Genomic DNA, 26,034 nt, shown 5'->3' with positions numbered 1-26,034 from the left:
GGCACGTGGCGTCCGGGGTGGTCGGGCCTCGGCTGGAGGCCGGGACGCTGCGCTGTGAACCGCAGCCGAGGTCACGTGATCCGGCGGCTGAGCGGTGCACCATGCCGGAGCGGACGCGTCCCGGAGGCGCACGCTAGCATCGGGGTTCCTGGTCCCGCCTCGCGGATGCGCCGCGACGGACGCTCGGCCGACTCGCCACGGAGCACGCGTGCCCACGATCGACCCTCGACGTCTCCTCATCCTCCGCGCCTTCGTACTGTCCGACTCGGTCACCGCGACCGCGGCGGCGCTGCACCTGACGCCGTCCGCGGTGTCGCAGCAGCTCGCGGCGCTCGAACGCGAGGTCGGCCACGCGCTCGTCGTACGCACGGGGCGCAAGCTGGCGCTCACGCCGGCCGGGCGCATCCTCGCCGGACACGCCGAGGAGATCAGCTCCCTGTTGAAGATCGCCGAGGCTGACCTGGCCGCGCACGCGGGCGGTGTCCTCGGGCAGCTCCGGATCGGCGCGTTCCCCACGGCGATCAGCTGGCTGGTGGCGCCCGCCATCGTCGAACTGCGCCACAAGGCGCCGGGCGTCGACGTCACGGTCCTCGACGCGGAGGTGCACATGAGCCACCGGATGCTGATGCGCGGCGACATCGACATGACCATCAGCCTGGAGTACGAGTCCGACCCCGAGCGCGATTCCCCCGACATCGTGAAGTTCCCGCTCTACATCGAGCGGTTCAAGGCCGTCCTCCCCCAGGCCCATCCGCTGGCCGGTGAGGAGGGCGTCGCGCTCACCCAGCTCGCCGAGGAGGGCTGGATCATGCCCTCGCCCGGCAACCCGTGCCGCACGATGGTGCTGCAGGCGTGCGCCGAGCTCGGCTTTCACCCGCCGATCAGCCATGTCTCCGACGACTACCGCGCCGCGCTGGCGCTGGTCGCCGCGGAGGCGGGGATCTGCCTGGTGCCGGAGTCCGCGCTCTACGCCCGCGACGCCGACTGGGTGACGATCCTGCCGACGCGCGGCATCGCGCCGCTACGCAAGGTGATCATGACAACGCGGCGCGACAACCAGAGTCACCCCGTCGTACGCGCGGGGCTGGAGGCGATGCGGGCCGCCGTCGCCGAGCCGGGCTCGGAGATCTACGGTCCGCTTGCGCGATCCGACACCTTCAGCGTCGAGTGACGGTTCCGGCCGGGCGGCGCGTTCTCCCAGAGGAAGGCGTCGACGTGCCGGTGGTACTCCTCCGGCTTGTCACGGCGCACACAGTGGTGGGCGCCCTCGATCACGACGACGTCGAAGCCGGGCGCGACGGCCGTGAGCCGCTCACGGGAGTGCTTGTCGACGATGACGTCGCCGGTGCCGGTGACGAGCAGCGCCGGCACGCCGGCCGGGCCGACCGTGATCTGCCGCGCGGTCGGCGTCCAGATCCGGCGCTTCTCGTGGACCCGCTGTTGCATGTAGTCGATGTCGACGGCCTTCATCGCCTCGGCGAGCGGGCGCAGCTCTTGCTCCGCCCAGTGGGGCTTGAGCTCGCGCTGCATGTCCATGAGCTCCTCGACCGATGCCGTGCCGGCGTAGTCGAAGGGGTCCTTGGTCGTCTGCTCGACGCTGAGCCAAGGGTTGGGGCCGGCCTCCGGCACCCACCACGGCGGGTCCTCGAGCACGACGCCGGCCACGAGATGAGGGGCATCGGCGGCGACGAAGGCTGCGATCCGCGCGCCCATGGAGTGCCCGACGAGGAGCGTCCTGCGCCCGGTCTCGTCGAGCATGTCGTTGAGGATGTCGATCGCGTCCTGCACCATTACGTCGGTGGACGGGACGCCCTCGTGCTCGGGCAGGCGGCCGGGCGACTCGCCGTGGCCTCGGGCGTCCGGCGCCACGATGTGGTAGTCGCCGCCCCAGCGGTCGACGGCGTCACCGTAGCACGCGCCGGACTCCACGGCGCCGTGGAGGATGAGGATGGCGGGCGCATCTGCTGCGTCCCGCCCGTACTTCCGGACGAACAGGTCGGTTCCCACATGTCCTCATTCGGTGCTCTGTCGCGCCGGCCCCCGGCCGAGGCACGACGGGGTTGTCGTTCAATGGATCATGGTCATGATCGTGGCACGCCTCTTCGGCGTCGCGCAACGCTCCCGCAGGTCAGGTCAGCAGCTCCGCCTCCGGCGTCGCCTCGACCAGCGCGCGCGTGTAGGGGTGCCGTGGGGAGCGGAAGAACTCGTCGGACGGGCCGGTCTCGACGATGCGGCCGCGCCGCATGACGGCGACGCGGTCGCTGTAGAGCCGGATCACCGCCAGGTCGTGGCTGACGTGGAGGAACGAGATCCCCTGGTCGCGTTGCAGGTCGGCCAGCAGGTTGAGGATCTGGGCGCGGACCGACACGTCGAGCGCCGAGGTCGGCTCGTCCGCGATGATCAGGTCCGGTCCGAGGGCGAGCGCGCGTGCCACGGCGACGCGCTGGAGCTGCCCGCCGGACGCCTCATGCGGGTAGCGCCCCAGGTAGTCGGCGCCGAGGCCGACCGACTCCAGCAGCGCGACCAGCTCAGCGGTCGACGTCGTCTCGCCGTGCGCGCGGAAGACGTTCTCCAGCGTCTGCCGCACGGTCTGCAGCGGGTTCAGCGACGCCAATGGGTCCTGGAAGACCATGGCGACATTGCGCCGCAGCCGCCGTAGTCCTCGCCGGCCGAGGCCGGCGACGTCCTGCCCGTTCGTACGGACGGTGCCGGACGTCGGCGCCACCAGGCCGTTGACCATCCGCGCCAGTGTGGACTTGCCCGAGCCGGACTCGCCGACCAGGCCCAGCGCCTCGCCCCGTTCGATGTGGAGGGAGACGCCGTCCACGGCGAGGAAGCTCCCGCGCCGGCGGCCGAAGCCACCGGCGGTGCGGAAACGCTTGCTGACGTCGGTCATCTCCAGAATCGGCGCACTCATCGGGCGACCTCCTGCTGTGCGGGGAGACGATCGAGGTGGCAGGCCGCAAGGTGCAGGCCGCCGACCTCGCCGGCCGGGCGGACAGTGGGCAGTGGCGCCTCGGCAGCGCAGCGTTCGCCGACCTGGTCCGCGAAGCCGCAGCGCGGCGCGAAGGCACAACCGGGTCCGGCGGCACGCAACGACGTGGGCGAGCCGGGGATGGCACGGAGCCGGGTCCGCCGCCCTCCGGTGTCGAGCCGGGCGTCCAGCCGCGGCGTGGCCGCGCGGAGACCGGCGGTGTACGGGTGGGCCGGCCGATCGAAGATGTCGCGGAGGCTGCCGTACTCGGCCTGGCGGCCGGCGTACAGCACGAGGACATCGTCCGCGGCCCTCGCCACCACCCCGAAGTCATGGCTGATCAGGAGCATCGCCATGCCGTACTCCTGTTGCAGCTCGCGGAGCAGGGCCAGGATCTGCGCCTGCACCGTCACGTCGAGCGCGGTGGTCGGTTCGTCGGCGATGAGCAGCGCCGGTCGGTTCACCAGGGCCATCGCGATCACCGCCCGTTGCCGCATGCCGCCGGAGAACTCGTGCGGGAAGCGGCGTACGGCGTCCGCGGGCCCGGGGATGCCGACCCGGCCGAGCATCTCGACGGCACGGGCCCGCGCGGCGCGGCGGGTGACCGACGGGTCGTGCAAGCGGACCGCTTGGGCGATGTGCGCGCCGATGTCGAGGTACGGGCTGAGCGCGGACATCGAGTCCTGGAACACCATGGCCACGTCGGAGCCACGGGCCCGGCGCAGCTCGCGTTCGTCGGCGGAGAGCATCTCCCGGCCGGCGACGACGATCCGGCCCGTGGCACTCGCCCCGCGCGGCAGCAACCGCATGACGGCCCTGCCGGTCATCGTCTTGCCCGACCCCGACTCGCCGACGACGGCGAGCGTGCGGCCGCCCTCCAGCCGCACGGACAGATCCCGGACGACATCGACGGTGACGCCGCCGCCGGTGAACGAAACGCACAGGTTCTCGACCTGGAGAACGGGGTCAGGCACGGCGGATCCTCGGGTCGAGAAGCGGCATCAGCAGGTCGGCGATCAGGTTGCCGACGATGATGAGGAAGGCGGAGAAGAGCGTCACCCCGACGACGATGCTCAGGTCAGACTCGTTCACACCGGAAAGCAGCAGGTCGCCGAGCCCGTGCAGGCTGAACACCTTCTCCGCGATGACCGACCCGCCCAGGAGCGCGGTGACGTCGAGCGCGAACATCGCCACGACCGGCACCATGACGCCGCGGACGGCGTGCCGGTTCACCTGCCGGGACGACGCGCCGCGCGCAGTCATCGCGACGAGGTGGTCGGCCGAGAGCTCGTTGAGCAGCTGGTTGCGGGTGACCCGGACGTAGCCGGCGGCCAGGATGAACGACAGCACCATCCACGGGCCGACCAGGTGCCAGGCCCAGTCCACCGGAGACTCCGCGAACGACACGAACCCCGAGTACGGCAGCGCGTTGAGCATGAAGCCGAAGACCTGGACGACGAGCAGCCCGACGAGGAAGGTCGGCACCGACAGCCCGAACATGGCGAAGCCGGTCGAGAACCGGTCGACGACCCCGCCCTTGCGTATCGCCGACAACGCGCCGAGGCCGATGCCCACGACGAGGCACAGGACGGCCGCGCCGATCGCGAGCGACAACGTGACGGGCAGCCGCTCGGCGATGAGCGTCGTGACGTCGCTGCGGTTGGGAAAGGAGTAGCCGAAGCAGGGGGCGTCGCAGTGCACCTGCTGGGAGCCCTCGCCGTAGGTACGGCCGGCGAAGAGGCCCTTCACGAACTCGGTGTACTGCCACACCGGGCTCTGGTCGGTCTGCATGTAGGCGCTGACCTTGGCCCGGGTCTCGGGCGGGCACGGCTTGCCGCACATCGCGCGGGCCGGGTCCTTGGAGGCCCCGAAGAACAGGGCGATCGTCACGAAGGCGATCGCGAGGAGCATGAACACCGCGGTGAACAGGCGGCGGGCGATGTAGACGATCATGCGGCATCCTCCGTGCGCACGTCGAGGACGTCGCGCAGCGCATCACCGGCGAGCGTGGCGCCGAATACGATCAGGAACACGACGGCGCCCGGGAAGAGCATGTACCAGACGTCCGCACCGCTGTAGATCCACGGCAGCGAGTCCGAGAGCAGCTTGCCGAGGTCGGGGACATCGCCGCGCAGGCCGACACCGAGGAACGACAGGCCCGCGATGACGCTGACGTTGCCGGGCAGTGACATCGCGAACAGGATGACGACCAGCCCGAAGAGGTGCGGCGACATCTCGCGGCGGATGATCTGCCAGGCCGGCGCCCCGGTCGCGCGCGCCGCCTCGACGAAGGCGCGGGCGTTGACGGCACCGGCCTGGGCGCCGATGATCCGGGCGGGAACGGTCCAGCCGAAGAAGGCCAGCACCAGCACGAGGACCAGGCCCCGCGGCAACTCCGGCGGCACGATCGCGGTGATCGCGATGACGAACATCAGGCCCGGGAAGCCGAACATGAAGTCGATCACCCGCCCCGCGACGGCGTTGAGCCAGCCGCCGAAGTACCCCATCGCCGTACCGAGGACGGCGGCGAAGGCGATCGCCAGGATGCTCGCCCCGAACGCGATGAACAGCGAGGAGCGAATGCCGTAGACGATCTGGGCGAACAGGTCGACGCCCGTCACCGGGACGACGCCGAGCCAGTGGTCGGCGCTGACGCCACCGAAGGCCCCCAGTGGACGGCCGCCGTCGGGGGCGAGCAGGTCGGTGTGCATGGTGTTCGGATCCTGCCCCTCGATCCGCACGAGCAGCGGCGCGCAGAGCCCCGCGACAAGCGGCACGACCAGCATGGCCAGGCCGGCGGCCCCGGACCGCTTTCGGAGGAGGCGGCCCAGGACCGACGTACGCCGGCCCTGGGCCTGCTGCGACTCAGTGATCGACACCGACGACCAACTCGTTCGCGAACGGCGGGTAGGCGGGGATGAAGTAGTTCGAGATCTTCGAACCCGCCAGGGCCTGGGTGCGTTGCACGAGGATCGGCACGACGGGAGCGTCCTGCATGATCTGCTTGTCGATCGCGGCCCACATCGTGGCGGCCTTGTCGAGGTCCGGCTCCGCGACCGCGGCTTCGATCGCGGCGTCCACCTTCGGGCTGGAGAACTTCGAGGCGTTGCCACCGCCGTTATCGATCTCGCTGGACGCGAACAGCGGCTGGATGGTGCTCATGCCGCTCGGGAAGTCCGCTCCCCAGCCGTTCGTCGTCAGGTCGTAGTCGCCGTCGGCAGCGGAGATGAGCTCGTACCAGGCGTTGCCGTCGAGGCCCTTGAGCTCCACCTTGACACCGGCCCGCGCCAGCGAGTTCTTGATGCTCTGGGCTTCCTTCTCCTCGATCGCGCTCACGTCGGTCGGGTAGGTGAGCGTGAGCTTCAGGTCGGAGACGCCGGCCTCGGCGAGCAGCTGTTTGGCCTTGTCGACGTCGCCGGTTTCACCGCCGTCGTACAGGTTGTACTCGGTGTAGCCGGGGATGCCGGGCGTCATGATGGTCGAGGTGATCTGGCCGCCGAACTTCGGACCGCCGTACACGCTCTGCACCTCGGCCTTGTTGATCGCGTAGTTGATCGCCCGCCGCACGCGGACGTCGGAGAGCCCCGGGCGCTTGACGTTCATGGCGAGGTAGCGGAAGTAGCCCGACGGGCTGTTGGCCATGCGCCCCGAGATCGCCGGGTCGGACTCGATCCGCTGGAACTGCGACGGCGAGATGAGCGCGTTGCTGATCGCGTTCTGGTCCTCGCCCTTGTCGTCGATAAGGCGCTGCACGATGGTGTCGTTGTTCAGCCCCATGTCGAGGATGATCTTGTCCGGGCCGGCGAATCGGACCTGGTCGGTGTCGGCCTTCCAGTTCGGATTGCGCTCCAGCACCGCCTGCGAGCCCTTGCGGAAGCTCGTCACCCGGTACGGCCCACTGGCGACCGGGTGCTCGCCGTACGTCTCCGGCTTGGTGTCGGCCGCGGCCGGCACCGGCGCGAAGGCCGGCATGCTGACGATCCACGGCCAGTTGCCGAACGGACGCCTCAGATGAAAGACGATCTTGTGGTCGCCGGCGACCTCGATGGAGTCGAGCTCCTTGCCGTCGTACGGGCCCTCGTAGTCGGTGCCGCCGACCAGCAACGTCTTGTGGTAGCCGAGACCGCCCTGGAACATCGGTGCGAACGACCGCTCGATGCCGTACTTCACGTCCTGCGCGGTGATCGGGGTGCCGTCGGAGAACTTCAAGCCCTCCTTCAGGATGAAGGTCCACGTCTTGCCGCCGTCGTCCGTCTTGCCGGTGTCGGTGGCGAGGTCCGGCACGAGCACGGTGTCCTTGTCCGGGAGCGTCTGCCACGACGTCAGCCCGCGGTGCACCCACCGCAGCCGGCTGGTCGGGACCATCTGCGCGCTGGCGGTCTCGAAGGACTCGGTCGCGCGCCGCGAGAGGTAGTGCAGGGTCCCGCCCTGAGGCACGGAGTCGAGCGCCGCAGCCTTCCTTTCCCTGGCCGGCTCGGGGGGCTGCGAGTTCGCGTTGCAGCCCGCCGTCACTAGGGCCAGGACGAGCGCGAGCCCCGTGGGCAGCACTCTCCGGGATCGATTCGCCATAGATCGCGCTTCCTGTGAGGCGGTCCCGATCGATCGGGTCCGCTGCTTGGATCTCAGGAAGGGAGTCTGTTGGCGGGCGGAAGCGCGCGTCCATCGAGAAGACCTGCAGGGAACCTTGCAGAAAAACTTCAAGATCGCAGGGCCTGCGCGGGCGGCGTCCATGATAGCCGGGCGGCCCCGGTGACTGGAAGTCCACGGCGCCCACTCGCGGTACCCAACCTGGTGGCGCCCTGTCAGGTCTGTTGACGGCTATTGCGGCGTGGGAGTTCCGGTCACGTCCAGATCCACCCGCAGCACGTCAGTGATGCTGGAGTATTGGCGGTGCGCCAGCAAAACGGCGTGATGCTCAGCCGCCGCCGGGCCGTCGGGGTCGGCGTGCACGGTGGCGGCCTTCAGCCTCGGCACGTCGTGTATGAGCCGGTGCTCGGCCTCCACGGCCACGGCGTGCGCCTCGATCAGGGACAGCCGGTGATCGACCTGGATGTCCACCTCGGCGCGCAGGACGTGGCCGATCCAGCGCAGCCGTACCGAGCCCACCCGCCGGACGCCGGATACCGCGGCGAGGGCCTGCTCGGCCTGCTCGACCAGCTTGGGGTCGACGGCGTCCATCAGCCGGTGGTAGATCTCGCGGGCGGCGTCGCGCAGCACGAACACGATGGCGACGGTGATCAGCAGCCCCACGATCGGGTCGACGACGGGGAAGCCCAGCGCGGCGCCGCCTGCGCCGGCGAGTACGGCCAGTGAGGTGAAACCGTCGGTGCGGGCGTGCAGGCCATCGGCCACCAGGGCGGCCGAGCCGATCTGGCGGCCGACCTTGATCCGGTAGCGGGCCACGAGCTCGTTGCCCAGGAAGCCGACGAAACCGGCGACGGCCACCCAGGCCAGGGCCCGCACGTCCTGCGGATCGAGGAGGCGCTTGACCGCCTCGTAGCCCGCCAGCGCGGCCGACAGTGCGATCAGCAGCACGATGACGATGCCCGCCAGGTCCTCGGCCCGGCCGTAGCCGTAGGTGAAGCGGCGGGTGGCCGCGCGTCGGCCGACCGAGAAGGCGATCGCCAGCGGGATCGCGGTCAGCGCGTCGGCGAAGTTGTGCAGGGTGTCGCCCAGCAGGGCCACCGAGCCGGAGAAGGCGACGATGACGGCCTGCGCCACAGCGGTGATCATGAGTGCGGCGAAGGAGATGGCCAGCACCCGCATGCCGCGGCTGCTGGACTCCAGGGCCGCGTCGGTCTTGTCCGCGCTGTCGTGACTGTGCGGGGTGAAGGCATGGCCGGCCGCGGAGACCAGGCGCTTGAACCCGCGCACGCCCTCATCCCCATGCCCGTGCCCGTTGCCATGCCCATGTCCGTGGCCGTGATGATCGGCGTGGTCGTGCTGGTTGTGCGGGGGTATCGGGTCGGCCACGGTGCGCACCTCGCTTGCATAAGGCGTGTTTTGCCGGATTATATGTAGTCATGTATGCACGCGACAACGAAGCAGGTGCCAACCCGTTGCAGGAGCAACCGACCGGCGCGCAGGTGGAGACGGCGGTCGAGGCGTTCCGCATGCTCAGCGACGGCACCCGGCTGCGCCTGATGTGGCTGCTGTCGGGCGGCGAGTACGACGTCACCTCGCTGGCCGCCATGACCGGCGTGGCCCGCCCGTCGGTCTCCCAGCACCTGGCCAAGCTGCGCATGGGCGGGCTGGTGCGGACCCGCCGCGACGGACGCCGCGTGCTGTACCGGGCACGCGACGCCCATGTCCGCTCCCTCATCGCCGAGGCCCTCTTTCATGCCGGCCACGAGGTCTCGGGCCTGCCACGGCATGACTGAGCAGGGTGTCGGGGTCCGGCCGGGGCCGGCACGACGGCGGCCGCAGGAATCCCCGGCGGTTGAGCACGGCGACGGCCAGGGCGCACAGCGAGCCGAGGACGGCCGGCGCGACCCAGACTCCGGCGCTGCCGGTCAAAGCGCCCGCCAGCAGGTTGCCCGCAGCGATGCCGAGTCCCGCGACGGTGTTGGAAACGGGCACGGTGGGTCGGCCGGGCATCGACGGAGGCCGGCAGGGGCCGGTGCCCTTCAGGGCCGATGGATCTCGAGTGTGTACGTGCGCACCGCGCATGCCCGATGGCCGCGGGGTGAAACGTCGAGGGCCTTTCAGGGAGGTTCCGGGAGGTGTGCCGTGGCCAGCCAGCCGCGGCCGGCGGCGGCGCGGGCGGGATCGAACGCGGGTGGAACCGGGCGTTTGCCGGCGGCCGCGGCCTCGGCGATGTCCGTCACGGCGGGCTGCCAGCCGCGGCGGGCGAGCCAGGCGTCGAGGTTCTCGGTGGGGCCGCCGCGCCATAGGTCGACGAGCTCGGCGGAGATGTCCGCGCGGGCGCTGCGGAGCAGTTCGGAGTCCTTCATGTGATCCAGGGCGAGCATGCTTGCCGGGGCGGAGAGGGTGGTGATCCGGTCGAGGAGCAGGTCGGCGGCTTCGGGCGGAAGCGCGTACAGGATGCCCTCGGCCAGCCAGGCGGCCGGCCGCCCCGGGTCGAAGCCGGACTCCGTCAGCGCGCGCGGCCAGTCTTGGCGCAGGTCGGTGGCGACCTCGACGCGGTGGCACGCGGCGGTCGCGCCGCGGCCGTCGAGTACGGCCGCCTTGAATGCGAGCACGTCGGCGAAGTCCAGCTCGAAGACCTTGGTGCCGGGCGGCCAGGCGAGTCTGAACGCGCGGGCATCCATGCCGCACGCCAGCAGGACCACCTGCTCGCATCCTCGTTCGGCGGCTTCCAGTAGCGTGCGATCGAGGAACCGGGTGCGGACGGCGACCTGCTCGGCCATGACCTGCAGGAAACGTTCGGTCGCCGGAGAGGTCCCGGCGGCCCAAGGGCTGAACGCCGGATCGACGGCCTGGAGGAAGTGCCGTGCGTAGGGGTCATCGAACAGCCGGTCCGGGCGGCTGCTCTCCTGGGCTCGCAGGAGAGCCACGCCCAAGGCGGTGGCGCCGATTCCGGCCAGGCTTTCGGGGACGGTCGGTTCTTGCGTCACGGGGTTGTCCGGCTCCTCATCTTGGCAGGCGGTGTCACGGGCGGGCGCCCAGGGCGCGGAAGTAGTCGCTCACGGGTGCGAAGTCGACGCTGTCGCCGCGGAAGCCCACGTACTTGTCCGGGCGGATCAGGTACAGGCTGGGGCGGCGCACGCCGTAGCGGTTGTGCGCCTCGCTGCGCAGGTCGGCGAAGACTCCGTCCATGGGCTCGTGCGGCAGGTGGCCCCGGGTGATGACATGGACCTCGCCGTGCCCGGCCATCGCCTCGTGTGCGGAGACATGCCAGGCGGCCAGGGTGGCGGAGTCCGTCGTGTCCGCCGCGAACAGGACGAGGTGGTGGCCCGGCGCCCGGAGGATGTGACGGAGAGCCACCGGCCCCTCACGGTTCTCAACGTAGGCGTCCCGCACCGGCTCGCCGGCTTCCGGTCCGGTACGGGCGACGTCACTCCATGCCCTGGCCTGTGACTCGTGCCAGCGTTCGAAGACGAGGTCACTGTCGCGATAGTGGACGAGGTGTTCGCCGAAGGCGTTCGACAGCCGCTGCTGCACGGGATTGAGCCGGCCGAACAGGCGCAGCGCGTGCCGCCTGGCTCTGCGGGCGACCAGCGTGCTGCCGGTGGCGGCCTTCGTGGTGGTCGAGGTCGCGTCGACCACGGCCTTGACCACGGGCCGGCGTTCGGCCTCGTAGCTGTCCAGGAGGGACTCCTCGGCGCGCCCGGTGACGACGAGCGCGAGTTTCCAGCCCAGGTTGTAGGCGTCCTGCATGCCGGTGTTCATGCCCTGGCCGCCCACCGGGCTGTGGCTGTGCGCGGCGTCACCGGCCAGGAGGATCCGGCCCTGGCGAAGCCGGTCGGCCAGGCTCTCGCGGGCCACGAACGACGAACTCCACTGCAGATCGCGTACGCGGGAGTCCAGGGGTGTGCGTTCGGTGACGTAGGCGGCGAAGTCGTCCAGCCCCGGGGTCTGCGGCGGCCGGTCGTCGGGCGTGCTGGCCAGGATGCGCCAGTAGCCCCCGACCATGGGGAAGACCGCCACGAGGCCGGACCTGCCGAAGTAGACATGGAAGCGGTCCCGCGTGAGCGGCCAGTCCACGGCGACGTCGCCCAGGATGAACCCCCGCTTCAGGTCGGCTCTCTCCCGGGTGATGCCCGCCGTCTCTCGCACGGCGCTGTGGGCGCCGTCGGCGCCGATCAGCCACCCGGTTTCGCACTGTTCACCGCGACCGTCCTCGTGGCCGAGTTCCACGCTGACGCCGTGCTCACCGGCTTGCTGTCCGACCAGGCGGGTGCCCCATTCGATGGTGACTCCGAGTTCCTCGGCGCGCTCGCGCAGCAGCGCGACCGTCTGCCACTGCGGGATGCACAGGTCCAGCGGGAACGGGGAGTCCACGGCCGTCACGTCCATCTCGGCCAGGACCGTCGTGCCCTGGTAGAAGTTCAGCGTGTGCAGCGGGACGCCCCGCTCGATGGCCGCTTGGGCCAGCCCGAGGTCGTCCAGCATCTCCAGCGATCTCGCCACGATCGACACCGCCCGGCTCTCCCGGTGGTCCGCGCGCGCGGCGTCGATGATCCGTGGGATCACTCCCCGCCGTGCCAGGTCGATGGCCAGCACCAGGCCGGTCGGCCCCGCGCCGACGATGAGAACGTCCGCTTTCGTGGTCACAAACCCACCCTCTTAGAACGAATGATCGTTCTTTTTAGAAGAGCATGAGCCTCCGATCGCCGTCAAGAGCGAATGTCCTCCCCTACCGGCCGGCTTGCGCGGGCGCCGACATCAGGGCCCGCATGCCGTTCCTGAAGGTCACCGGATCCGCGTGGCCGAACACCGCGCGGCGCACCAGGAACCCGTCGACCAGAGCCATCAGGACATCGGCCACATGCTCGGCAGGGACGTCGGCGGGAAGCAGTCCGCGCTGTTGATGCCGTGCCACAAGGCCGCCGACCACGCCGCGGGCCTCCGCCATGACCTCCTTCAGTTTCGTGCCCAGCAACGGCGATCGCAGAGCCTCCGACCAGACCTGGACCAGCAGCTGGGCCGACCCCTGCGATCCGGACAGCGGCGGGCGCTCGACCCCCAGTACGAGATCGACGATGTTGTCCAGATCCGGCGGCCGCGCGTCGTCCTCCGCCTCGAAGGCCGACGCGACCTCGGCCAGAGCCTCGGCGGCGATCGCCGCGATGATGTCGTCCTTGCTCTTGAAGTAGCGGTAGACGGCCCCGGCCGACAGCTCGGCCTCGGCCAGCACGTCCTGCATGGACGTTGCATGAAAGCCGTTGCGGATGAAGCAGCGCCGGGCGGCGTCCAGGATCTGGCGGCGGCGGGCTTCGAGGTGCTCCTTGGGCATGCGTGCCATGGGATCACAACGTAGAACGAACATTCGTACTTGACAACTTCGCCACCACCCTTCTAGAAAAAGAACGTTCGTTCTCTTTATCGTGAAAGGTCGCACCATGCCGTTCGCCGCCAACGCACTGAGCGCTCTGGTCGCTCTCGTCTTCCTGCTCGCCGGCGCCCAGAAGGTCCTGTTACGGGATCCCGTGACGGCCAACCTGCTCAGGCTCGGCGTCGGCTCGACGATGACCCGCTCGATCGGCACCCTGGAGATCGCCGGCGCGCTCGGGCTCGCGGCCGGCCTCTGGTTCAAGCCGCTCGCCGTCGCGGCCGCGGCCGGTCTCACGCTGCTGTTGATCGGAGCAGTGGGATTCCATCTCCGCGCCCGCGACTTCACGCACCGGCGCCACCGCTCCCACGCCGTGGCGCCCGTGGTGCTGGCGGTGGTCACCGGAACAACCGTGGCCTTGTTGCTCGTGGCTTCCTGAGCGAAGAGCGCGGTGACGGCACCGCTTCATCGCCTGAGCCGTATGGAAGGAACCACCCGTCACCGAATCCGCCTGCGGCGAGTCCAGGGAGCGACCAGACAGAACTCGCCGCCCTCGCCGAGAGGGGGAGGAATTATGCCTTTTCAAGCCGGCTGGTGAGCGGAAGCAGCACCAGCGGGATCACGACGGCCGCCGTGAGCGCGGTCAGCAACGGCACGCGTTCGCCGGGCGTGAGGTGGTGCAGCAGCCGAAGATGGATCACCAGGTGCGGCGCGGCGAACACCAGGTACACGGCGAGCGCCGTACGGGTCATGCTCCGCCGTACGATGAAAACGCTCACGCCCAGCACCACCGACGTGGCCAGGCTCATCGCGCCGTAGTCCATCATCAGATGCGCGTTGTACGGCATGCGCATCCCCACCCACGGAATCTCGAAGAACGAGCGGGGCGACGACAGCGCCCAGCCTCCCACGGTGAACTGCGCCACGGCGAGGAAGGCCAGGCCGGCGCGGAGCCAGGTGCGGGCACTCATGCGGCGAGGAACTGCTCGAAGGTGATCCGTCCGTCAGCATGCTCAGGGGTCAGATGGCCCCCTTCGCGGTAGCCGCGGATGCCGGCCCCGGGCATCGGCACCGACACCACCGGCCGGCGGCTGGAGCGCGAGCGGGTATAGGCGCGGGCCAGATCGGCGGCGGGGCGCACCTCGGGCCCGCCCATGTCCGGCACCCGGCCTGCCGGCGGCGCGCCGACCAGCGTGACCAGGCGGGCGGCCACCTCGCCGGCGTCGACAGGCTGAAAGCTGACCCCGCCGGGCATCACGATCAACGGCAGCCACCGCTGACTCGTGCACATCCAGACGATGAGCTCGTGGAACTGCGTCGTACGCTGGATCGTCCACGGCAGGGCGGAGCGTTCCACGAACTGCTCGCATGCCAGCTTCGCCCGGTAGTAGGCCATGTCCACTCGGCCGACGCCGACGATGGACACGTACATCAGATGCGGGCGTCCGGCTCGCGCCGCCGCCCGGATGAGATTGCGCGTGCCGGCGATGTCCGCACGGCCGTTACCGGTCGCGCAGTGGACGATCACACCGACGCCGCCGACCGCTCCCTCCAGGCCCTCGCCGGTGACCAGGTCACCGCGCCACATCCGCTCATCCGACGACGGTCTGCGGCTCAGCACGCGGACGGCATGACCGGCCGACAGAAGCCGTGGCACGAGCGCGCGGCCGAGCCGGCCGGTACCGCCCGTCACCAGGATCGGGTTCGTCATGAGTGGCAATCCTCCATGGGGAGCGCGATGCCGGTGGTCCGGCCTCGCGCGGCTGTCAGGTCACCGCCTCACGCCGGGTCCCGGCGTTCGCGGTCACCCGTTAGGAACCGGATGGCCCTCCGGAATGTGACAACCGCAGCTTGTCGGGGTTGGCGACGATGCGAATCCCGCTGATCCGGCCGTTCGACGTCTCCGGCACCAGTACGCCGACCAGTTCCCCGCCGGCCCGGGCCAGCAGCCCCGGCACGCCGTTCACCTCCGTGGCCGACAACCGCACCCCCTCACCGGCGATGCTCAACGTCCCCACCAGGTAGCGCGCCACCCTGGAGACACCGGAGATGGGCCGCCGGGCGGCGCTGACTCTGCCGCCACCGTCCACCCACACGGTCACGTCCTCGGCCAGCACCTTCTCCAGCCCCGGCAGGTCTCCTTGTTCCGCTGCTTTCAGGAAGCTCTCCACCAGGTCGCGGCGGCGGGCCTGGTCCAGGCGGCGATCGGAGCGGCCACGCGCCTCGGTCAGGCGCCGACGAGCCCGGGCGTACAGCTGCCGGGAGTTCGCCTCGGACGAGTCGATGACCCCGGCCACCTCCCGATGGCTGTAACCGAAGGCTTCGCGCAGGACGAACACCGCGCGCTCCACCGGGTTGAGCCTTTCCAGCAGCACCAGGAAGGCCAGCGAGACGGACTCCCGCTGCTCGGCGCTGTCCAGCGGGCCCAAAGCGCCGCCCGCGGTCAGCACCGGTTCCGGCAGCCAGAAACCGACATAACTTTCTCGGCGTGCACGAGCGGACGTCAACAGGTTCACACACAGGTTGGTGGCGACCTTGGCCAGCCACGCCCACGGCGCCGCGACGGCACTCGCCTGATGCCAACGCAGGAAGGTCTCCTGGACGACGTCCTCGGCCTCCTCAGCCGAACCCAGCATCCGATAGGCCAACCCGAACAGCTTCGAACGATGCCGCTCGAACTCCTCAACCGCATCAACTGTCACGCGCACCAGACTCTCAGCCCCCTTACGGGCCCGGTCGCCTGGAGGCCATGAGGAGCAACGATCAACCGGCGGTCACGGCGCGCGGACGAGGCGGGTCCCCTTGGCGTTTCCCCGGTGGGCGCGGACGGCACGTCTCCTCCGCCGCCCCGACCGGCACGGCGTGTCCGCACCGGCCGTGACCGCGTTCCAGAGGCGGGCCGGGTCCTTCACGGCGTCACACCCCTCGTGAGCCGAGGTCGGAATGTGGCGATCGGGTTGACCGGGCTGCCGGACGTGCCGGCGAAGCGGACCGGCGCGACCGCCAGGTGGAGGTCCCACTGACCGAGCTCGGCGGCCATCGCCGCGCACGCCTCCAGGTCACAGTTGTCGAGCAGCCACAGACCGATCGCGACGAGTCCCACGGCGTGAACCGGCATCAACACGTCGTCGTACCCTGACGGCTGAACCTCCTGGGGAGTGTCGGCGCCGATCAGCGCGACCCCCCGTTCATGCACCGCTCGCCGCGGCATCGACGAGCGCATCGCCGTCCACCGCCGCTCACCAGAAAATCTGCACACGCCACCGCATCTGGCTCAGCGATCCAGGCCAGCCTTACCTCGACCTCGCCGCCTGCCCGGAGATCACCATCGCTCGGCTCCGGGCCAACCGCCTTGTCCACCGGCACAAACCCCAGCAGCTCATGCTCGCCTACCAGGCCGATTACTTGTAGTACTGCGCCCAGTACTCGACGGTGTGCTTCTTTCCGAGGACGAATCTCGCCCAATACCATGTGTGCCCGGCGTTGTGGATACGGACGATGCCGTATTTGCCGTTGCAGCGCCACGAGCCGGATTTGGCAAGTTTCTCGGCGTGCCAGCGGGACCTGTAGTAGAGCTTGACATACATCCTTGTGTTGTTGCCCCAGCAGCGGGCCTTGACCTGCATTACGCGGTCACCTGCGGGTCGCTTCCAGGCACGGGTCTCCAAGAACGTGCCGGGGCCCAACGCCTCGTGCCGGATGTTGTACCAGCCGCTTCTTGCCGTTGCGCTTGCGTTGGTCGAGACCTCCCTGCGCGCGATCGGCGCCGATTGGGCGAGGTCCGCCATGGTCCGCACGGCCGGACGGGTGGTGGCGTTGGCGGAGGGGATGGAGGCGCTCATGCTGAGCGCCGCACCTGCGGTGACCAGTCCAACAAGTCCGGTCGTGGCCGTTTTGATGAGGGACACTTTCGCTCCTTGGTAATCGATTGGGGGCGATCGTGGGCGGTGGCCCGAGTGGCCGCCGCTGGTACCAATCGTGGAATTGCGGCACGCGTCCCGTGATTCCACGGCGGGGCGTCTGGGACTTTCAGGGACGCGTCTGTCCCCGGTCTGCGGGGACGCACTGTCGCTACGGGATGTTCCGGGACGGGCCGGCCTCCGGGGAGGACCGGATCGGATTTTGGCGGTAGCACTCTCTGTGACATAGGTGGCTGACAGTGCAAGCGCGCATTTCGATTCAGATGTTCTTCGCGGCGTGAGTGTGCCGGAAAACGAGGGTGCCAGGGTTATTCGACGCTGAGATGAACCAACCTCGCGACCACAAAGAGTGGCAATAGTTGCTCAACGTTACTCTGCCCCTGGTGGCGGCGACCCGAGCACCGGGCCCTGAAGGCGGCGCATCTTCTTGATCGTTACCTGCTCCCACTTACCGTGCGAGCAGGCAGGGATGGACTTCTTCACGATCCGCTTCCCGCAGAGCCATTTGATGCTGGGCCTCGGCGAGCCGGCCTGGACGCCCGAGGTCACGGATGCCGAGGCAATGGATGCCGAAGTGACGGGCGATGCGGCGCTCTACGCTGACGCACTCGGCCCTCCCGCCGGCACCAGCGAGAACACCCCCGCCGCGACAACGGCGCTGATCTTCGTCGTGGCCTTCATGTCGTCTCCTTCCTTCTCCCGATGAGTACGTGGTGCTCGGTTGTGGAGAAGGTAGGGCGCCTTGTGTTGAGAATATGTTGAGTTTCTGTTGAGCATGGCTGCTGGCAGGGACATCTCAGCGGACGATGACGAGCCACGGTGGCGCTCGAAGACCGGAGCGCTTACCCACTCGAAAAGAGTGTCCGGGCGTCCCGTCCGTCGAGGATCGACGTTCCGGAAACGCCCCTGCCGCTGACCGCCCGCCTGGCTCGGGCTGGTACAGCGGTGAGCCCGGGTGGTCGTCTCGGCGCGTCATCCGCACACCCTGAAGCGCTGGATCCCGGGGAGGTGTCGCTGCCATTCCTGTGGGGTCATGGTCCGGCCGGCTCTGGCGCAGACGGCCGCCGTGACCCGCTCCCCCTCAAGAGGGTGCCGTCGCACGACGCCCTCCGGCGTCGTGCTGTAGAGCGTCTCGCCGTCCACGCTGAACGCCATCGAAGCGCCCGCTCCGATGCCGAGGCCTGTCAGGCCGTCGAACACGACACCGAGCGATTGCCTGCTCGGCACGTCCCACAGCCGGATCCGGTCGCCGGACTCGTAGGAGGCGAGCGTGCGCCCGTCGGGTGACCAGGCGAGGGAGGTGCTTTCGCCCGCGGCGGGCAGGTCGCCGACGGCGGAGGTCAGGGTGGAGTTCCACAGGGAGATCCGGCCGGGTCCGCTGAAGGCGATGAGTCCGCCGTCGGGACGGAAGGCGTAGGGGGTGGAGAGGCTGCCGAGCCCTTCGGGACGTGGGCGGCGGGAGCCGCTGACCGGGTCGAGGGGTTCGGGGACCATGCCGGCCACGAGAAGCCCTCCGCCGGGGTGGAAGGCCGGGGAACCGCCGGCGGCCACGTCGGTGACGGTGACCGAGCCGGTCTTCAGGTTCCACAGCTCCATGGGCAGGATGCCGTCCACCCCGGTGACCGTGACCGCCAGCGTGCCGCCGTCCGGGCTGAACGCCAGGCCGTCGACGCCCGTGGCCTGCCTGTTCGAGACCTCGAAGGAGGTGAGCAGCCTGCCCGAGCCCGCGTCGGCGACCCGTACCCGCCTGCCGGCTCTGTCTCCGGCGGCCACGCGTCTGCCGTCGGCGCTGAAGGCGAACACGTTGGCTGGCCCCGGGACGGGCGCGCCGGCCTGCCGGCTCTCGCGGATGTCCCAGAGCCGCGTCTCGTCGCCCACGCCGATCGCGAGGGTCCGCCCGCCCGGTCCCACCAGCGCGCCGCCGTCAAGGGTGCCCCTGGCCACGGGGTGGTCGAACAACGGTGAGATGTCGAGCGTGTGGACCCTCCCCCCGTCCGTCGCCACGCGCAGCACCCGGTCGGCTTCGTCGATGCGGAGGGTGTCCGGCGGCTCGGGCAGCTGTCGCTCCATGACGATGCGCTCGTCGCTGTTCCGGCGCACGACCAGCTCTCCGAGCAGGCTCCAGTGCGCCACGAACCGGGCGCTGAACGCGATCCGCATTCCGGCGGCGCCACCGGGGTAGTCCGTCACGAGGCCACCCGAGGGCACGCGTCTTATCAGCACCCGTCTCTGTTGCGCCCCGTCCACGACGAACGCGAGGGTGCGGCCGTCCTCACTGAACTGGACCTCGCTGAAACGATGCTTCACAGGCAGCCAGGGCGCAAGGATTCGCCTGCTCCTGCGCAGATCCCACAACTCGGCGCGGCCCTGCCCCGTGGAGGCGACCACGCCGAGGCTCCGGTCGGCGTTCACGGCGTCCAGACCCGCCCCCGATCCCGCCCGGAGCGGTGTGCGGCCGGCCACGTCCCACCATCGGGCCGCGTAAGCGCCTTCGGGTACGGCCAGCAACCGCCCGGTTCGGTCGAAGGTCATCTCACCCGGCTGGAACTCCTCGACCCCGGCCGCGAATCCGCCGCCGACGGGCCTGCCCGTGGTGACGTCCCACAGCCGCACGTTCCGATCGTCCTGGAGAGCGAGCATCCTGGCATCGGGGCTGAGCGCGGCCTTCCTGACCGTCTCGCCCACGCCGGAGAAAGCGCGGGTCTGACGGTGTGCCCGCACGTTCCAGAGTCGCACCTGGCCGCCGAGGACGGCCGCGAGCGCGCGACCGTCGTGGCTGAGGGCATAGACGGTTCCGGGACTCGCGTGCGGATCGGTGAAGGAGTCGGTCATGGGTTGGGACAGCGCCTCGTAGAGCGCTCCGCGTGACTCGGGCAGTGAAGGGGTCAGCCGCCACGCCGCCACGCTCAACAGCATCGCGAGCCTGGGATCGCTCTGCCGCAGGCCGGCCGCGCGCAGTGCGAGCGATCGGGCCGTGGCCGCGTCCCGTTGCCGGTCGGAGACCCCCCGGCGGTACTCCGCCAGACCGAGTCCGCCAAGCGCGGCCACCAACAGGACGGCGAGCGCGGCGGCGAGCAGGCCGCGGCGCCTGGACTGCCGTCTGGTCCGTCTTGCCGCGGCGTCAAGGAACTCGCGTTCCAGCTCCATCAGCGTGATGTCCCTGCGCTCGGTGGCGGCCCACCGCAGGGTCCTGTCGAGGTTGGAGCCGTGCAGCAGATCACCGGGCTTGCGACCGTGGCCGTCCCAGAACCGGGCGGCTTCGGTCAGCCGCCGGTGGACGGGCAGACCCTCACGGTTGTCGTCCAGCCACTGCCGCAGCCGCGGCCACGCCTGGACCAGGGCGGGCCTGGCCAGTGTGTAACCGCGGTCCACGGCGGAATCCACCGTGGCGTCCACCTGGACGATCAGCCCGGCGGCGGCGTAGAGGGACAGCAGCGCATCGACGGCCTCGGAACCCGGGAACTCCGAGCGAGGGACCTTCCTGATCGTCTCGTCGACGTCGATCATCCGCAGGAAGACCTCGGGCGCGACGACCCTCTCGCGTTCGGAGAGTTCCTCGAAGAGCTCCTCGGCGATCGTGCCCAGATCCGGATCCGCCGGACCCTTCAGCGCGGCGGCCGCGGCGCCGCCCTCGATCAGCAGTTCGCCGCCGTCCAGGTCGTCAGGCAGGCCGAGCAGGCCCAGCAGGACGCCCCTGGCCGAGGGCCGCCGGGCGGGATCCCGTGAGAGCGCCGCGGCCACCAGCCCGCCGAGAGGCTCCGCCAGGCCGTTCAGATCGGGCCGGAAGCCGAGCACGCTCCCGATGACCGTCACGGGGTCCCGATCCTGTACGGCATCGCGCCCCGACGCGGAAAACAGCACCACCAACGCCCAGGCCCAGATGTCGGCGGCGGCCGTGGCGCCGCGACCCGTCAGAACCTCCGGCGCCATGTAGGTGGGCGTACCCATGATCGGACCCGTCGTGGTCGGCCCCACCTGCCGGGCCACACCGAAGTCGATCACTCGCGGCCCGTCGGGACCCATGATGATGTTGTCGGGCTTAAGGTCGCGGTGGACCACCTCGACCTGGTGGATGGCGGCCAGCGCGGTGGCGACCCCGACGGCCAGGCGCCGCAGCGCGTCCCCTTCGTACGGGCCCGTCTCCTCGACCACCTGGCGCAGGTTGGGCCCGGGGACGAACTCGCTGACGATGTAGGGCTGGGCCGCATCGAGATGGGCCTCGATGACCCTGGCCGTGCAGAACGACGCCACCCGCTGCGCGGCCGCGGCTTCGGCGGCCAGCCGGCTTCGGGAGGCCGGATCGTCGATCCTGGGAACCTTGACCGCGACCCGCTCGCCGGCCTCGCCGTAGGCCTCGTAGACCACTCCCTGACCGCCGGCGCCCAGCCGCCCCGCCAGCCGGTAGTGGCCCAACCGCTGCGGATCAGAAGGAGCCAGAGGAGTCATCAATATGAAATTCTGAGGATCAAATGATCATCTGTCCGTCGCATTGAGGAAATTCACATGGAATTTCGCATCATGGGCGCACTTGAGGTACGCGACGATGCGGAGGACCGCACCCCGACCGTGCCCAAGCACCGGGATCTGCTGGCGCTGTTCGTGTTGAACGCCCGGCGGCCGCTGACGGTCGGGCGGCTGCGCGCGCTGCTGTGGCCTCGTGAGGACGGGGAACGCTCCGATTCGCTCGTACGGGGATACATCGGCCAACTCCGGCGATTGATCGGCAAAGATGTAATCACCACCGTGTCGGGGACCTACACGCTCGCCATCGATGAGGAACAGCTCGACGTCGAGCGCTTCAGGCGGCTTGTGGCGCGGGGATCGCGGGAGGACCTCCGGGAGGCGCTCGCCCTGTGGCGAGGACCGGTGCTGGAGGACGTCGACCCCGACGCCGGGCGCTGGGCGGAGACCGGGCCGCTGCGTGAGGAACTGCAGGAGCTTCGCCTGCTGGCGCTCGAACGCCGGATCGGCTACGAGCTCGACGCGGGTCTCCATCGTGAGGTCCTCGCGGAGCTACGGCGGCTGATCGCGCAGCACCCGCTCTGGCAGGGCTTCCGCGGTCAATACATGCTCGCGCTCTATCGCAGCGGCCGCCGGGTGGACGCGCTGAACGCCTACTCCGCGCTGCGCGACGAGCTCGACGACGGACACGCCATCGAGCCTGACGCGGACCTTCAGCTGCTCTACCACCGGATGCTCCACGACGACGTCTCGCTGCACGTCTCCGCCGGCCCGCCCGTGCTCCTGCCTCGTGACGTGGCCGACTTCACCGACAGACGGGACCTGGTCGACCGGGTGATCGGCGACCTGGTCGTCGTCCACGGTCCGGCGGGCGTGGGCAAGTCGGCGCTGGCCGTGCACGCCGCCTGGCGGCACAGGGAACGCTTCCCCGAGGGAATCCTCTACGCCGACCTGCGTGAGACGACCACTCCCGCCGCGGTGCTCGAGGACTTCCTGCGCTGGCTGGGCTGTCCCGCCCAAGCCGTCCCCACCACCCTCGAACGGCGTGAGCGGCTGCTGCGTACATACGCGGCCAACCGGCGCCTGCTCATGCTGCTCGACAACGCCACCGACGAAGGCCAGGTCCGGCCGCTGCTGACATCGTGCCCGACGGTCGTCACCAGCCGCTCCACGCTCGGCGGGCTCACCGGCGCGACCCACGTGCCCGTCGGCGTCCTCGGTGATGACGACGCCTGCGACCTCATCACCCGGCTCGCCGGGCCACTGCGGGCGGCTCCGGACGCGACGGCACGGCTCGTGCGCCTGTGCGGCGGCCTGCCGATCGCGCTGCGCGTCGCCGGGTCCCAGCTCGCCACCCGCCCCGCCTGGACGGTCGATCACCTGGTGGGCCTGCTGGAGGACGAGCATGGGCGGCTCGACCGGTTGCGTGTGGGCGACCAGGCCGTCCGTGGGGTGTTGCGTCTCGGTTACGACGGCCTTCCCGAGCCGGCCAGGCGCACGCTGCGCCGGCTCGGCGCGCTGTCGGCGCCCGACTTCGCCGGCTGGGCGGCCGCGGTCTTCGGCGATCACGCGGAGGCGCTGGTGGAGGCGGGCCTGCTGGAGACGCACGTGATCGATGTCGCCGGCCAGGTCCGTTACCGCCTGCACGCCCTCACCCGGCTCTTCGCGCGAGAACAGCTGAACGCCGACACCACCCAGGAGGCGCTGTCGAATCTCGCGGCGGTCGCGACGGCCAGGGTTCTGGCCTCACGGTTCACCCTTGTTTCCGGCGAGTCGGTCCCCTCTCCCGCCGCGACGACGGACATCAGACACTCGATGGAGTGGCTCCACGCCGAGCGGGTGTTCCTGGTGCACCTCGTCGACGACCTGCACGAGGCCGGACTATGGGAGGAGAGCCGGCGGCTGGCGCACCTGCTCACCCCCTTCCTCGAACGACAGCGGTTCCTGCACGACTGGCGGCGGATCTGCGAAACCGGCCTCGAAGCCGCCCGCCGCGCGGGCAGCGCCCGCGGCGTCGCCCTGAGCCTGCGCGACCAGGGCGACCTGCATCGCGCCGAACAGCGGTGGGATCTGGCCCACGACCGGCTCAGGCTTGCGCTGAGCGCCTTCCTGCGCGAGGGCGCCGTGCGGGATGTGGCTCGCACCCGGCACAGACTAGGCCGGGTCTACCTGGAGCAGGGCAGACTTGACGAGGCGGAGCGTAACCTCCTCAAGTGCCTGGCCGTGGCCGAGAACGCGAAGGACACGGCGGAGACGATCTGCGCTCTGGGCTCGGTAGCGCACCGGGCGGGCCGCCTCGCGGAGGCGGCCGAGCGGCTTGCGGACGCGGCCTCGCGCCTGGCCGGTCTGGGCGACCGCCACCAGCACGCGGACGCGCTGCTGGAGCTGACCGCGGTACGGCTGGCGCAGGGCCTGGTTCCCGACGCCAGGCAGGCGGCGCAGCAGGCGAGGGGCATCGCCGTACGCCTCGGCGATCGGCTGCTGGACGCCGGTGGGCTGCTGATGCTGGCGCGCGTCAACCTCGCGGAAGGCGCCGCGAGCCGAGCGCGCGACCTGGCCGAGGAAGCACTGAAGATCTTCGACGGAGTCGGTGACGACCGAGGCAGGGGCGAAGCGCTCGACGTGCTTGACCGGCTCTGACGGATCCTCGACGTTTCCTCGGCACGCCCGGCCCGTCTTCCTCTCACACCGCACGACACGAGAGGAAGACGACGTGAATCGGCATCCGAACGATGGTGACCAGGAGACCGGCGGCAATCTCCGCACTGTCGGCCGCGACCGTCACGGCCGCCGCGTTGACGGTCGGCGTCGTACCCGGGCGGCGCGACTCGTGCCGTTCCCGCCGGTGGTCATCGCGGCAGCGTTGACGGCGCCGGTCTGCGTCCCGACCGTGCCCACGGCCCGGCAGTACCCGCCCGCGAATCCAGACCTTCTGCCGTATCCCGGTGGCACCCCCTACCGGGAGGCCGGGCCCGCCGACCTGATCGCCGCCCTGCCGGCCATGCTCGCCAACCCGATCATAGGGTTGGTCAAGCACCCGGCCCGCGCCGATGCGCCGCCCCTGCACATGACGGCGCCCACCGCCGATCCGCAGGAGACCCAGGCCGACATCCGAGCCGCCGTTCCGTCGCGAGGGAGCCGCCAACGTGCCGGGATGAATCACGTCAAGCCGTAACTCGCGTGGGCCGGTATCGCAGGGCGACCGCCCCCGACCGGAACTCACGGCGGTCCACGGGCTCGAGCTGGATGCGCTCGCGCAGACCGGCGAGCAACGTCGGCCCGTGTCCGGCAAGGATCGGCTGCACAAGGAACTCGTACTCGTCGATCAGTCCCAGATCCGCCAACGCCAGGGGGAGCGTCACGCCACCCACCCACAGGCCCTCGCCCGGCTCCTGCTTGAGCCGCTGAACCGCTTGCCCGAAGTCGCCTCCCACCAGCTCGGCATTCCAATCGACCGCGCTCAGCGTGCTCGACACGACGTACTTCTTCGCCCGGTCGATGGTCTCGGCGAACGGGATCTGCCACTCACCCATCCAGTCAGGCCACGTGCCCGTGGCCGGCTTCCGCCACGCCGACTCCATCATCTCGTAGGTCACCCGGCCGAACAGCAGGGCATCGGCTCGCTCCATCTCAGCGGTCCAGTAACGCATCGACTCCTCGTCCGGGGCGAGCCCCGCCTCGTGATGGCAGCAGCCGTCGAGCGTGACGTTGATCGAGTATCGAAGTGGTCTCATCTCGTTGTTCTCCCTTGATGCGCGCAGCGCGTTTTCACCGGACGTCTACTTAGACGGCTGTCGGCGCCATTTCTCATCGGCGTCCGATCCCACCTGCTCAACACCGTCGTGATGCGAACCAGACCGCGGACCGAGCGCGCGGCCGATGCCGCTCGTCCCCGGCAGGGGGACCGTGAACAGCCGGGCCACCCGAGCCGCGGGCGGTGGCAGCAGCCTGCGGGAGAACCATCAGCGACCTAATGAAGCAGTGCTCACGCCGACAGCGGGCGGGCACGACATCCCATCAGCGATCAACTCTCCCGGCCGACCGGCAAGGGCACGATCTTTCACCAGGACTCGGGGTCCAGGAGGAACAAGTGCTCACTTGCCGGCGGCTACCAGGCACCGAGTCTGCCGGATGGCGACTCGCTAACACTCATTAGGAGGGCCGGCCAGGAGATTCATGACGCGATGAGCTGAGACGACGCAGGCGGATCAGTACGCGGCAGATCTCGGACAACGCCTCGTGGACGCACAGACGGCGGAAGACGTGCGCGAGGCGGGGATTCCCTCGACGACCCGGCGTCATCCGCCTGAGGCGTGTCCGATGAATGACACGGGTGGTGAGGCCAGGTGATGCCTCACGGGTGCCGACATCACTTTCCCACCGTTCCGGCTCCGCCGCACCGGACCATCGGACACGCCCCAGGACGCCTCGATTCCGCGGGCCGGAACAGGGCCGTCTCCGCACACGCGAGAACGCACGGCCTCTCTCGCCGAGCCGGGGAGGATCAGCCGTTCGGTTCGAATGGTTCCGGCATCCCGGACCAGGACGTCACGGGTCTTTCCCGGACTCCGGCCGGTCGGGCAGCCGCCGGCCGCCGGGTGTGACGACGGCGGCCGGTGCGGCTGTGACACGACCATGACACGGCGCTGACGGGGCGGGGACACGGTCGGCAGACGGTGGACGGAGTCGACCGGCGCCCGCTCTCCGGCGGTGGGTCCGGCCGG

23 protein-coding genes are annotated in these 26,034 nt (G+C 70.1%); 6 read left to right on the top strand and 17 right to left on the bottom strand.

Annotated features, from left to right (window positions below; translation table 11 throughout):
- Positions 1 to 208 precede the first annotated feature (208 nt).
- Positions 209 to 1,171, top strand: coding sequence for a LysR family transcriptional regulator (locus tag ACZ6W9_RS09850; RefSeq protein WP_389968763.1), 963 nt, complete (start codon positions 209 to 211; stop codon positions 1,169 to 1,171).
- On the opposite strand, the gene ACZ6W9_RS09845 is transcribed toward ACZ6W9_RS09850, so the two are convergent.
- The 7 genes from ACZ6W9_RS09845 to ACZ6W9_RS09815 form a co-directional block, all read right to left on the bottom strand.
- On the bottom strand, positions 1,129 to 2,007 hold the full coding sequence (locus ACZ6W9_RS09845; protein WP_470117263.1) for an alpha/beta fold hydrolase: 879 nt from the start codon (positions 2,005 to 2,007) through the stop codon (positions 1,129 to 1,131). The genes ACZ6W9_RS09850 and ACZ6W9_RS09845 overlap by 43 nt on opposite strands.
- A 121-nt stretch (positions 2,008 to 2,128) precedes the next feature.
- Positions 2,129 to 2,917, bottom strand: coding sequence for an ATP-binding cassette domain-containing protein (locus tag ACZ6W9_RS09840; RefSeq protein WP_389968767.1), 789 nt, complete (start codon positions 2,915 to 2,917; stop codon positions 2,129 to 2,131).
- Positions 2,914 to 3,948 carry an ABC transporter ATP-binding protein gene (locus tag ACZ6W9_RS09835; protein ID WP_389968769.1) on the bottom strand — a complete coding sequence of 345 codons (1,035 nt, stop codon included), beginning with the start codon at positions 3,946 to 3,948 and terminating at the stop codon, positions 2,914 to 2,916. The genes ACZ6W9_RS09840 and ACZ6W9_RS09835 overlap by 4 nt, the downstream gene beginning before the upstream one ends.
- Positions 3,941 to 4,927, bottom strand: a complete 987-nt coding sequence (locus ACZ6W9_RS09830) for an ABC transporter permease (protein WP_389968771.1) — start codon at positions 4,925 to 4,927, stop codon at positions 3,941 to 3,943. Before ACZ6W9_RS09830 ends, ACZ6W9_RS09835 begins: the two co-directional genes overlap by 8 nt.
- Positions 4,924 to 5,853, bottom strand: coding sequence for an ABC transporter permease (locus ACZ6W9_RS09825; protein ID WP_389968773.1), 930 nt, complete (start codon positions 5,851 to 5,853; stop codon positions 4,924 to 4,926). The genes ACZ6W9_RS09830 and ACZ6W9_RS09825 overlap by 4 nt, the downstream gene beginning before the upstream one ends.
- On the bottom strand, positions 5,840 to 7,543 hold the full coding sequence (locus tag ACZ6W9_RS09820) for an ABC transporter substrate-binding protein (RefSeq protein ID WP_470117260.1): 1,704 nt from the start codon (positions 7,541 to 7,543) through the stop codon (positions 5,840 to 5,842). The genes ACZ6W9_RS09825 and ACZ6W9_RS09820 overlap by 14 nt, the downstream gene beginning before the upstream one ends.
- 249 nt (positions 7,544 to 7,792) lie before the next feature.
- Entirely contained in the window at positions 7,793 to 8,848 is a 1,056-nt protein-coding gene (locus tag ACZ6W9_RS09815) for a cation diffusion facilitator family transporter (RefSeq protein WP_470117258.1), read from the bottom strand.
- A gap of 149 nt (positions 8,849 to 8,997) precedes the next feature.
- On the opposite strand from ACZ6W9_RS09815, the gene ACZ6W9_RS09810 reads away from it, so the two are divergent.
- Entirely contained in the window at positions 8,998 to 9,354 is a 357-nt protein-coding gene (locus ACZ6W9_RS09810) for an ArsR/SmtB family transcription factor (protein WP_470117256.1), read from the top strand.
- 324 nt (positions 9,355 to 9,678) lie between these two features.
- On the opposite strand, the gene ACZ6W9_RS09805 is transcribed toward ACZ6W9_RS09810, so the two are convergent.
- The 3 genes from ACZ6W9_RS09805 to ACZ6W9_RS09795 all read right to left on the bottom strand — a co-directional run bounded on the left by ACZ6W9_RS09805 (position 9,679) and on the right by ACZ6W9_RS09795 (position 12,902).
- On the bottom strand, positions 9,679 to 10,551 hold the full coding sequence (locus tag ACZ6W9_RS09805) for an SAM-dependent methyltransferase (protein WP_470117254.1): 873 nt from the start codon (positions 10,549 to 10,551) through the stop codon (positions 9,679 to 9,681).
- Positions 10,552 to 10,585: 34 nt separating this feature from the next.
- On the bottom strand, positions 10,586 to 12,211 hold the full coding sequence (locus tag ACZ6W9_RS09800) for an FAD-dependent monooxygenase (RefSeq protein WP_470117252.1): 1,626 nt from the start codon (positions 12,209 to 12,211) through the stop codon (positions 10,586 to 10,588).
- An 82-nt stretch (positions 12,212 to 12,293) separates the two neighbouring features.
- Positions 12,294 to 12,902, bottom strand: a complete 609-nt coding sequence (locus ACZ6W9_RS09795; RefSeq protein WP_470117250.1) for a TetR/AcrR family transcriptional regulator — start codon at positions 12,900 to 12,902, stop codon at positions 12,294 to 12,296.
- 97 nt (positions 12,903 to 12,999) lie between these two features.
- On the opposite strand from ACZ6W9_RS09795, the gene ACZ6W9_RS09790 reads away from it, so the two are divergent.
- Positions 13,000 to 13,368 carry a DoxX family protein gene (locus tag ACZ6W9_RS09790; RefSeq protein WP_389968785.1) on the top strand — a complete coding sequence of 123 codons (369 nt, stop codon included), beginning with the start codon at positions 13,000 to 13,002 and terminating at the stop codon, positions 13,366 to 13,368.
- 133 nt (positions 13,369 to 13,501) lie between these two features.
- Here the strand turns inward: ACZ6W9_RS09790 and ACZ6W9_RS09785 are convergent, their stop codons facing one another.
- From ACZ6W9_RS09785 to ACZ6W9_RS09765, 5 genes are all read right to left on the bottom strand, one after another.
- Positions 13,502 to 13,900: a hypothetical protein gene (locus ACZ6W9_RS09785; protein ID WP_389968786.1), complete on the bottom strand. Its 399-nt coding sequence runs from the start codon at positions 13,898 to 13,900 to the stop codon at positions 13,502 to 13,504.
- A complete protein-coding gene (locus ACZ6W9_RS09780; RefSeq protein ID WP_389968788.1) occupies positions 13,897 to 14,640 on the bottom strand; it encodes an SDR family oxidoreductase in 744 nt (247 codons plus the stop codon). The genes ACZ6W9_RS09785 and ACZ6W9_RS09780 overlap by 4 nt, the downstream gene beginning before the upstream one ends.
- A 100-nt stretch (positions 14,641 to 14,740) precedes the next feature.
- Positions 14,741 to 15,631 carry an RNA polymerase sigma-70 factor gene (locus ACZ6W9_RS09775; RefSeq protein ID WP_389968789.1) on the bottom strand — a complete coding sequence of 297 codons (891 nt, stop codon included), beginning with the start codon at positions 15,629 to 15,631 and terminating at the stop codon, positions 14,741 to 14,743.
- A gap of 206 nt (positions 15,632 to 15,837) precedes the next feature.
- Positions 15,838 to 16,053, bottom strand: coding sequence for a hypothetical protein (locus tag ACZ6W9_RS09770; protein ID WP_470117247.1), 216 nt, complete (start codon positions 16,051 to 16,053; stop codon positions 15,838 to 15,840).
- A gap of 277 nt (positions 16,054 to 16,330) precedes the next feature.
- Positions 16,331 to 16,837, bottom strand: coding sequence for a hypothetical protein (locus ACZ6W9_RS09765; protein WP_389968793.1), 507 nt, complete (start codon positions 16,835 to 16,837; stop codon positions 16,331 to 16,333).
- A gap of 481 nt (positions 16,838 to 17,318) precedes the next feature.
- Between ACZ6W9_RS09765 and ACZ6W9_RS09760 the strand changes: the two genes are divergently transcribed.
- Complete coding sequence (locus tag ACZ6W9_RS09760) at positions 17,319 to 17,555, top strand: hypothetical protein (RefSeq protein WP_470117245.1); 237 nt, start codon at positions 17,319 to 17,321, stop codon at positions 17,553 to 17,555.
- Between the two features lie 266 nt (positions 17,556 to 17,821).
- Here ACZ6W9_RS09760 and ACZ6W9_RS09755 read toward each other — a convergent pair whose 3' ends face one another.
- Positions 17,822 to 21,295 carry a serine/threonine-protein kinase gene (locus ACZ6W9_RS09755; protein ID WP_470117243.1) on the bottom strand — a complete coding sequence of 1,158 codons (3,474 nt, stop codon included), beginning with the start codon at positions 21,293 to 21,295 and terminating at the stop codon, positions 17,822 to 17,824.
- Positions 21,296 to 21,352: 57 nt separating this feature from the next.
- On the opposite strand from ACZ6W9_RS09755, the gene ACZ6W9_RS09750 reads away from it, so the two are divergent.
- Both ACZ6W9_RS09750 and ACZ6W9_RS09745 read left to right on the top strand, forming a co-directional pair.
- On the top strand, positions 21,353 to 23,950 hold the full coding sequence (locus ACZ6W9_RS09750) for an AfsR/SARP family transcriptional regulator (protein WP_389968799.1): 2,598 nt from the start codon (positions 21,353 to 21,355) through the stop codon (positions 23,948 to 23,950).
- A gap of 73 nt (positions 23,951 to 24,023) precedes the next feature.
- Positions 24,024 to 24,485 carry a hypothetical protein gene (locus ACZ6W9_RS09745; protein ID WP_389968801.1) on the top strand — a complete coding sequence of 154 codons (462 nt, stop codon included), beginning with the start codon at positions 24,024 to 24,026 and terminating at the stop codon, positions 24,483 to 24,485.
- Here the strand turns inward: ACZ6W9_RS09745 and ACZ6W9_RS09740 are convergent.
- Positions 24,475 to 25,044 (bottom strand): dihydrofolate reductase family protein, encoded by a 570-nt coding sequence (locus ACZ6W9_RS09740; protein ID WP_389968802.1) that lies wholly within the window; start codon positions 25,042 to 25,044, stop codon positions 24,475 to 24,477. The genes ACZ6W9_RS09745 and ACZ6W9_RS09740 overlap by 11 nt on opposite strands.
- Positions 25,045 to 26,034 lie beyond the last annotated feature (990 nt).

It is taken from the genome of Streptosporangium sp. NPDC053982, from assembly GCF_055585205.1.
This window is presented reverse-complemented; position numbering and strand designations above follow the sequence as displayed.

Excerpts from the sequence above, each read along its gene's own strand:
- ACZ6W9_RS09840 (WP_389968767.1), bottom strand. The coding sequence starts at position 2,917 with ATGAGTGCGCCGATTCTGGAGATGACCGACGTCAGCAAGCGTTTCCGC.
- ACZ6W9_RS09830 (WP_389968771.1), bottom strand. The coding sequence starts at position 4,927 with ATGATCGTCTACATCGCCCGCCGCCTGTTCACCGCGGTGTTCATGCTC.
- ACZ6W9_RS09820 (WP_470117260.1), bottom strand. The coding sequence starts at position 7,543 with ATGGCGAATCGATCCCGGAGAGTGCTGCCCACGGGGCTCGCGCTCGTC.
- ACZ6W9_RS09810 (WP_470117256.1), top strand. The coding sequence starts at position 8,998 with ATGTATGCACGCGACAACGAAGCAGGTGCCAACCCGTTGCAGGAGCAA.
- ACZ6W9_RS09795 (WP_470117250.1), bottom strand. The coding sequence starts at position 12,902 with ATGGCACGCATGCCCAAGGAGCACCTCGAAGCCCGCCGCCGCCAGATC.
- ACZ6W9_RS09790 (WP_389968785.1), top strand. The coding sequence starts at position 13,000 with ATGCCGTTCGCCGCCAACGCACTGAGCGCTCTGGTCGCTCTCGTCTTC.
- ACZ6W9_RS09785 (WP_389968786.1), bottom strand. The coding sequence starts at position 13,900 with ATGAGTGCCCGCACCTGGCTCCGCGCCGGCCTGGCCTTCCTCGCCGTG.
- ACZ6W9_RS09780 (WP_389968788.1), bottom strand. The coding sequence starts at position 14,640 with ATGACGAACCCGATCCTGGTGACGGGCGGTACCGGCCGGCTCGGCCGC.
- ACZ6W9_RS09760 (WP_470117245.1), top strand. The coding sequence starts at position 17,319 with ATGGACTTCTTCACGATCCGCTTCCCGCAGAGCCATTTGATGCTGGGC.
- ACZ6W9_RS09755 (WP_470117243.1), bottom strand. The coding sequence starts at position 21,295 with ATGACTCCTCTGGCTCCTTCTGATCCGCAGCGGTTGGGCCACTACCGG.
- ACZ6W9_RS09750 (WP_389968799.1), top strand. The coding sequence starts at position 21,353 with ATGGAATTTCGCATCATGGGCGCACTTGAGGTACGCGACGATGCGGAG.
- ACZ6W9_RS09740 (WP_389968802.1), bottom strand. The coding sequence starts at position 25,044 with ATGAGACCACTTCGATACTCGATCAACGTCACGCTCGACGGCTGCTGC.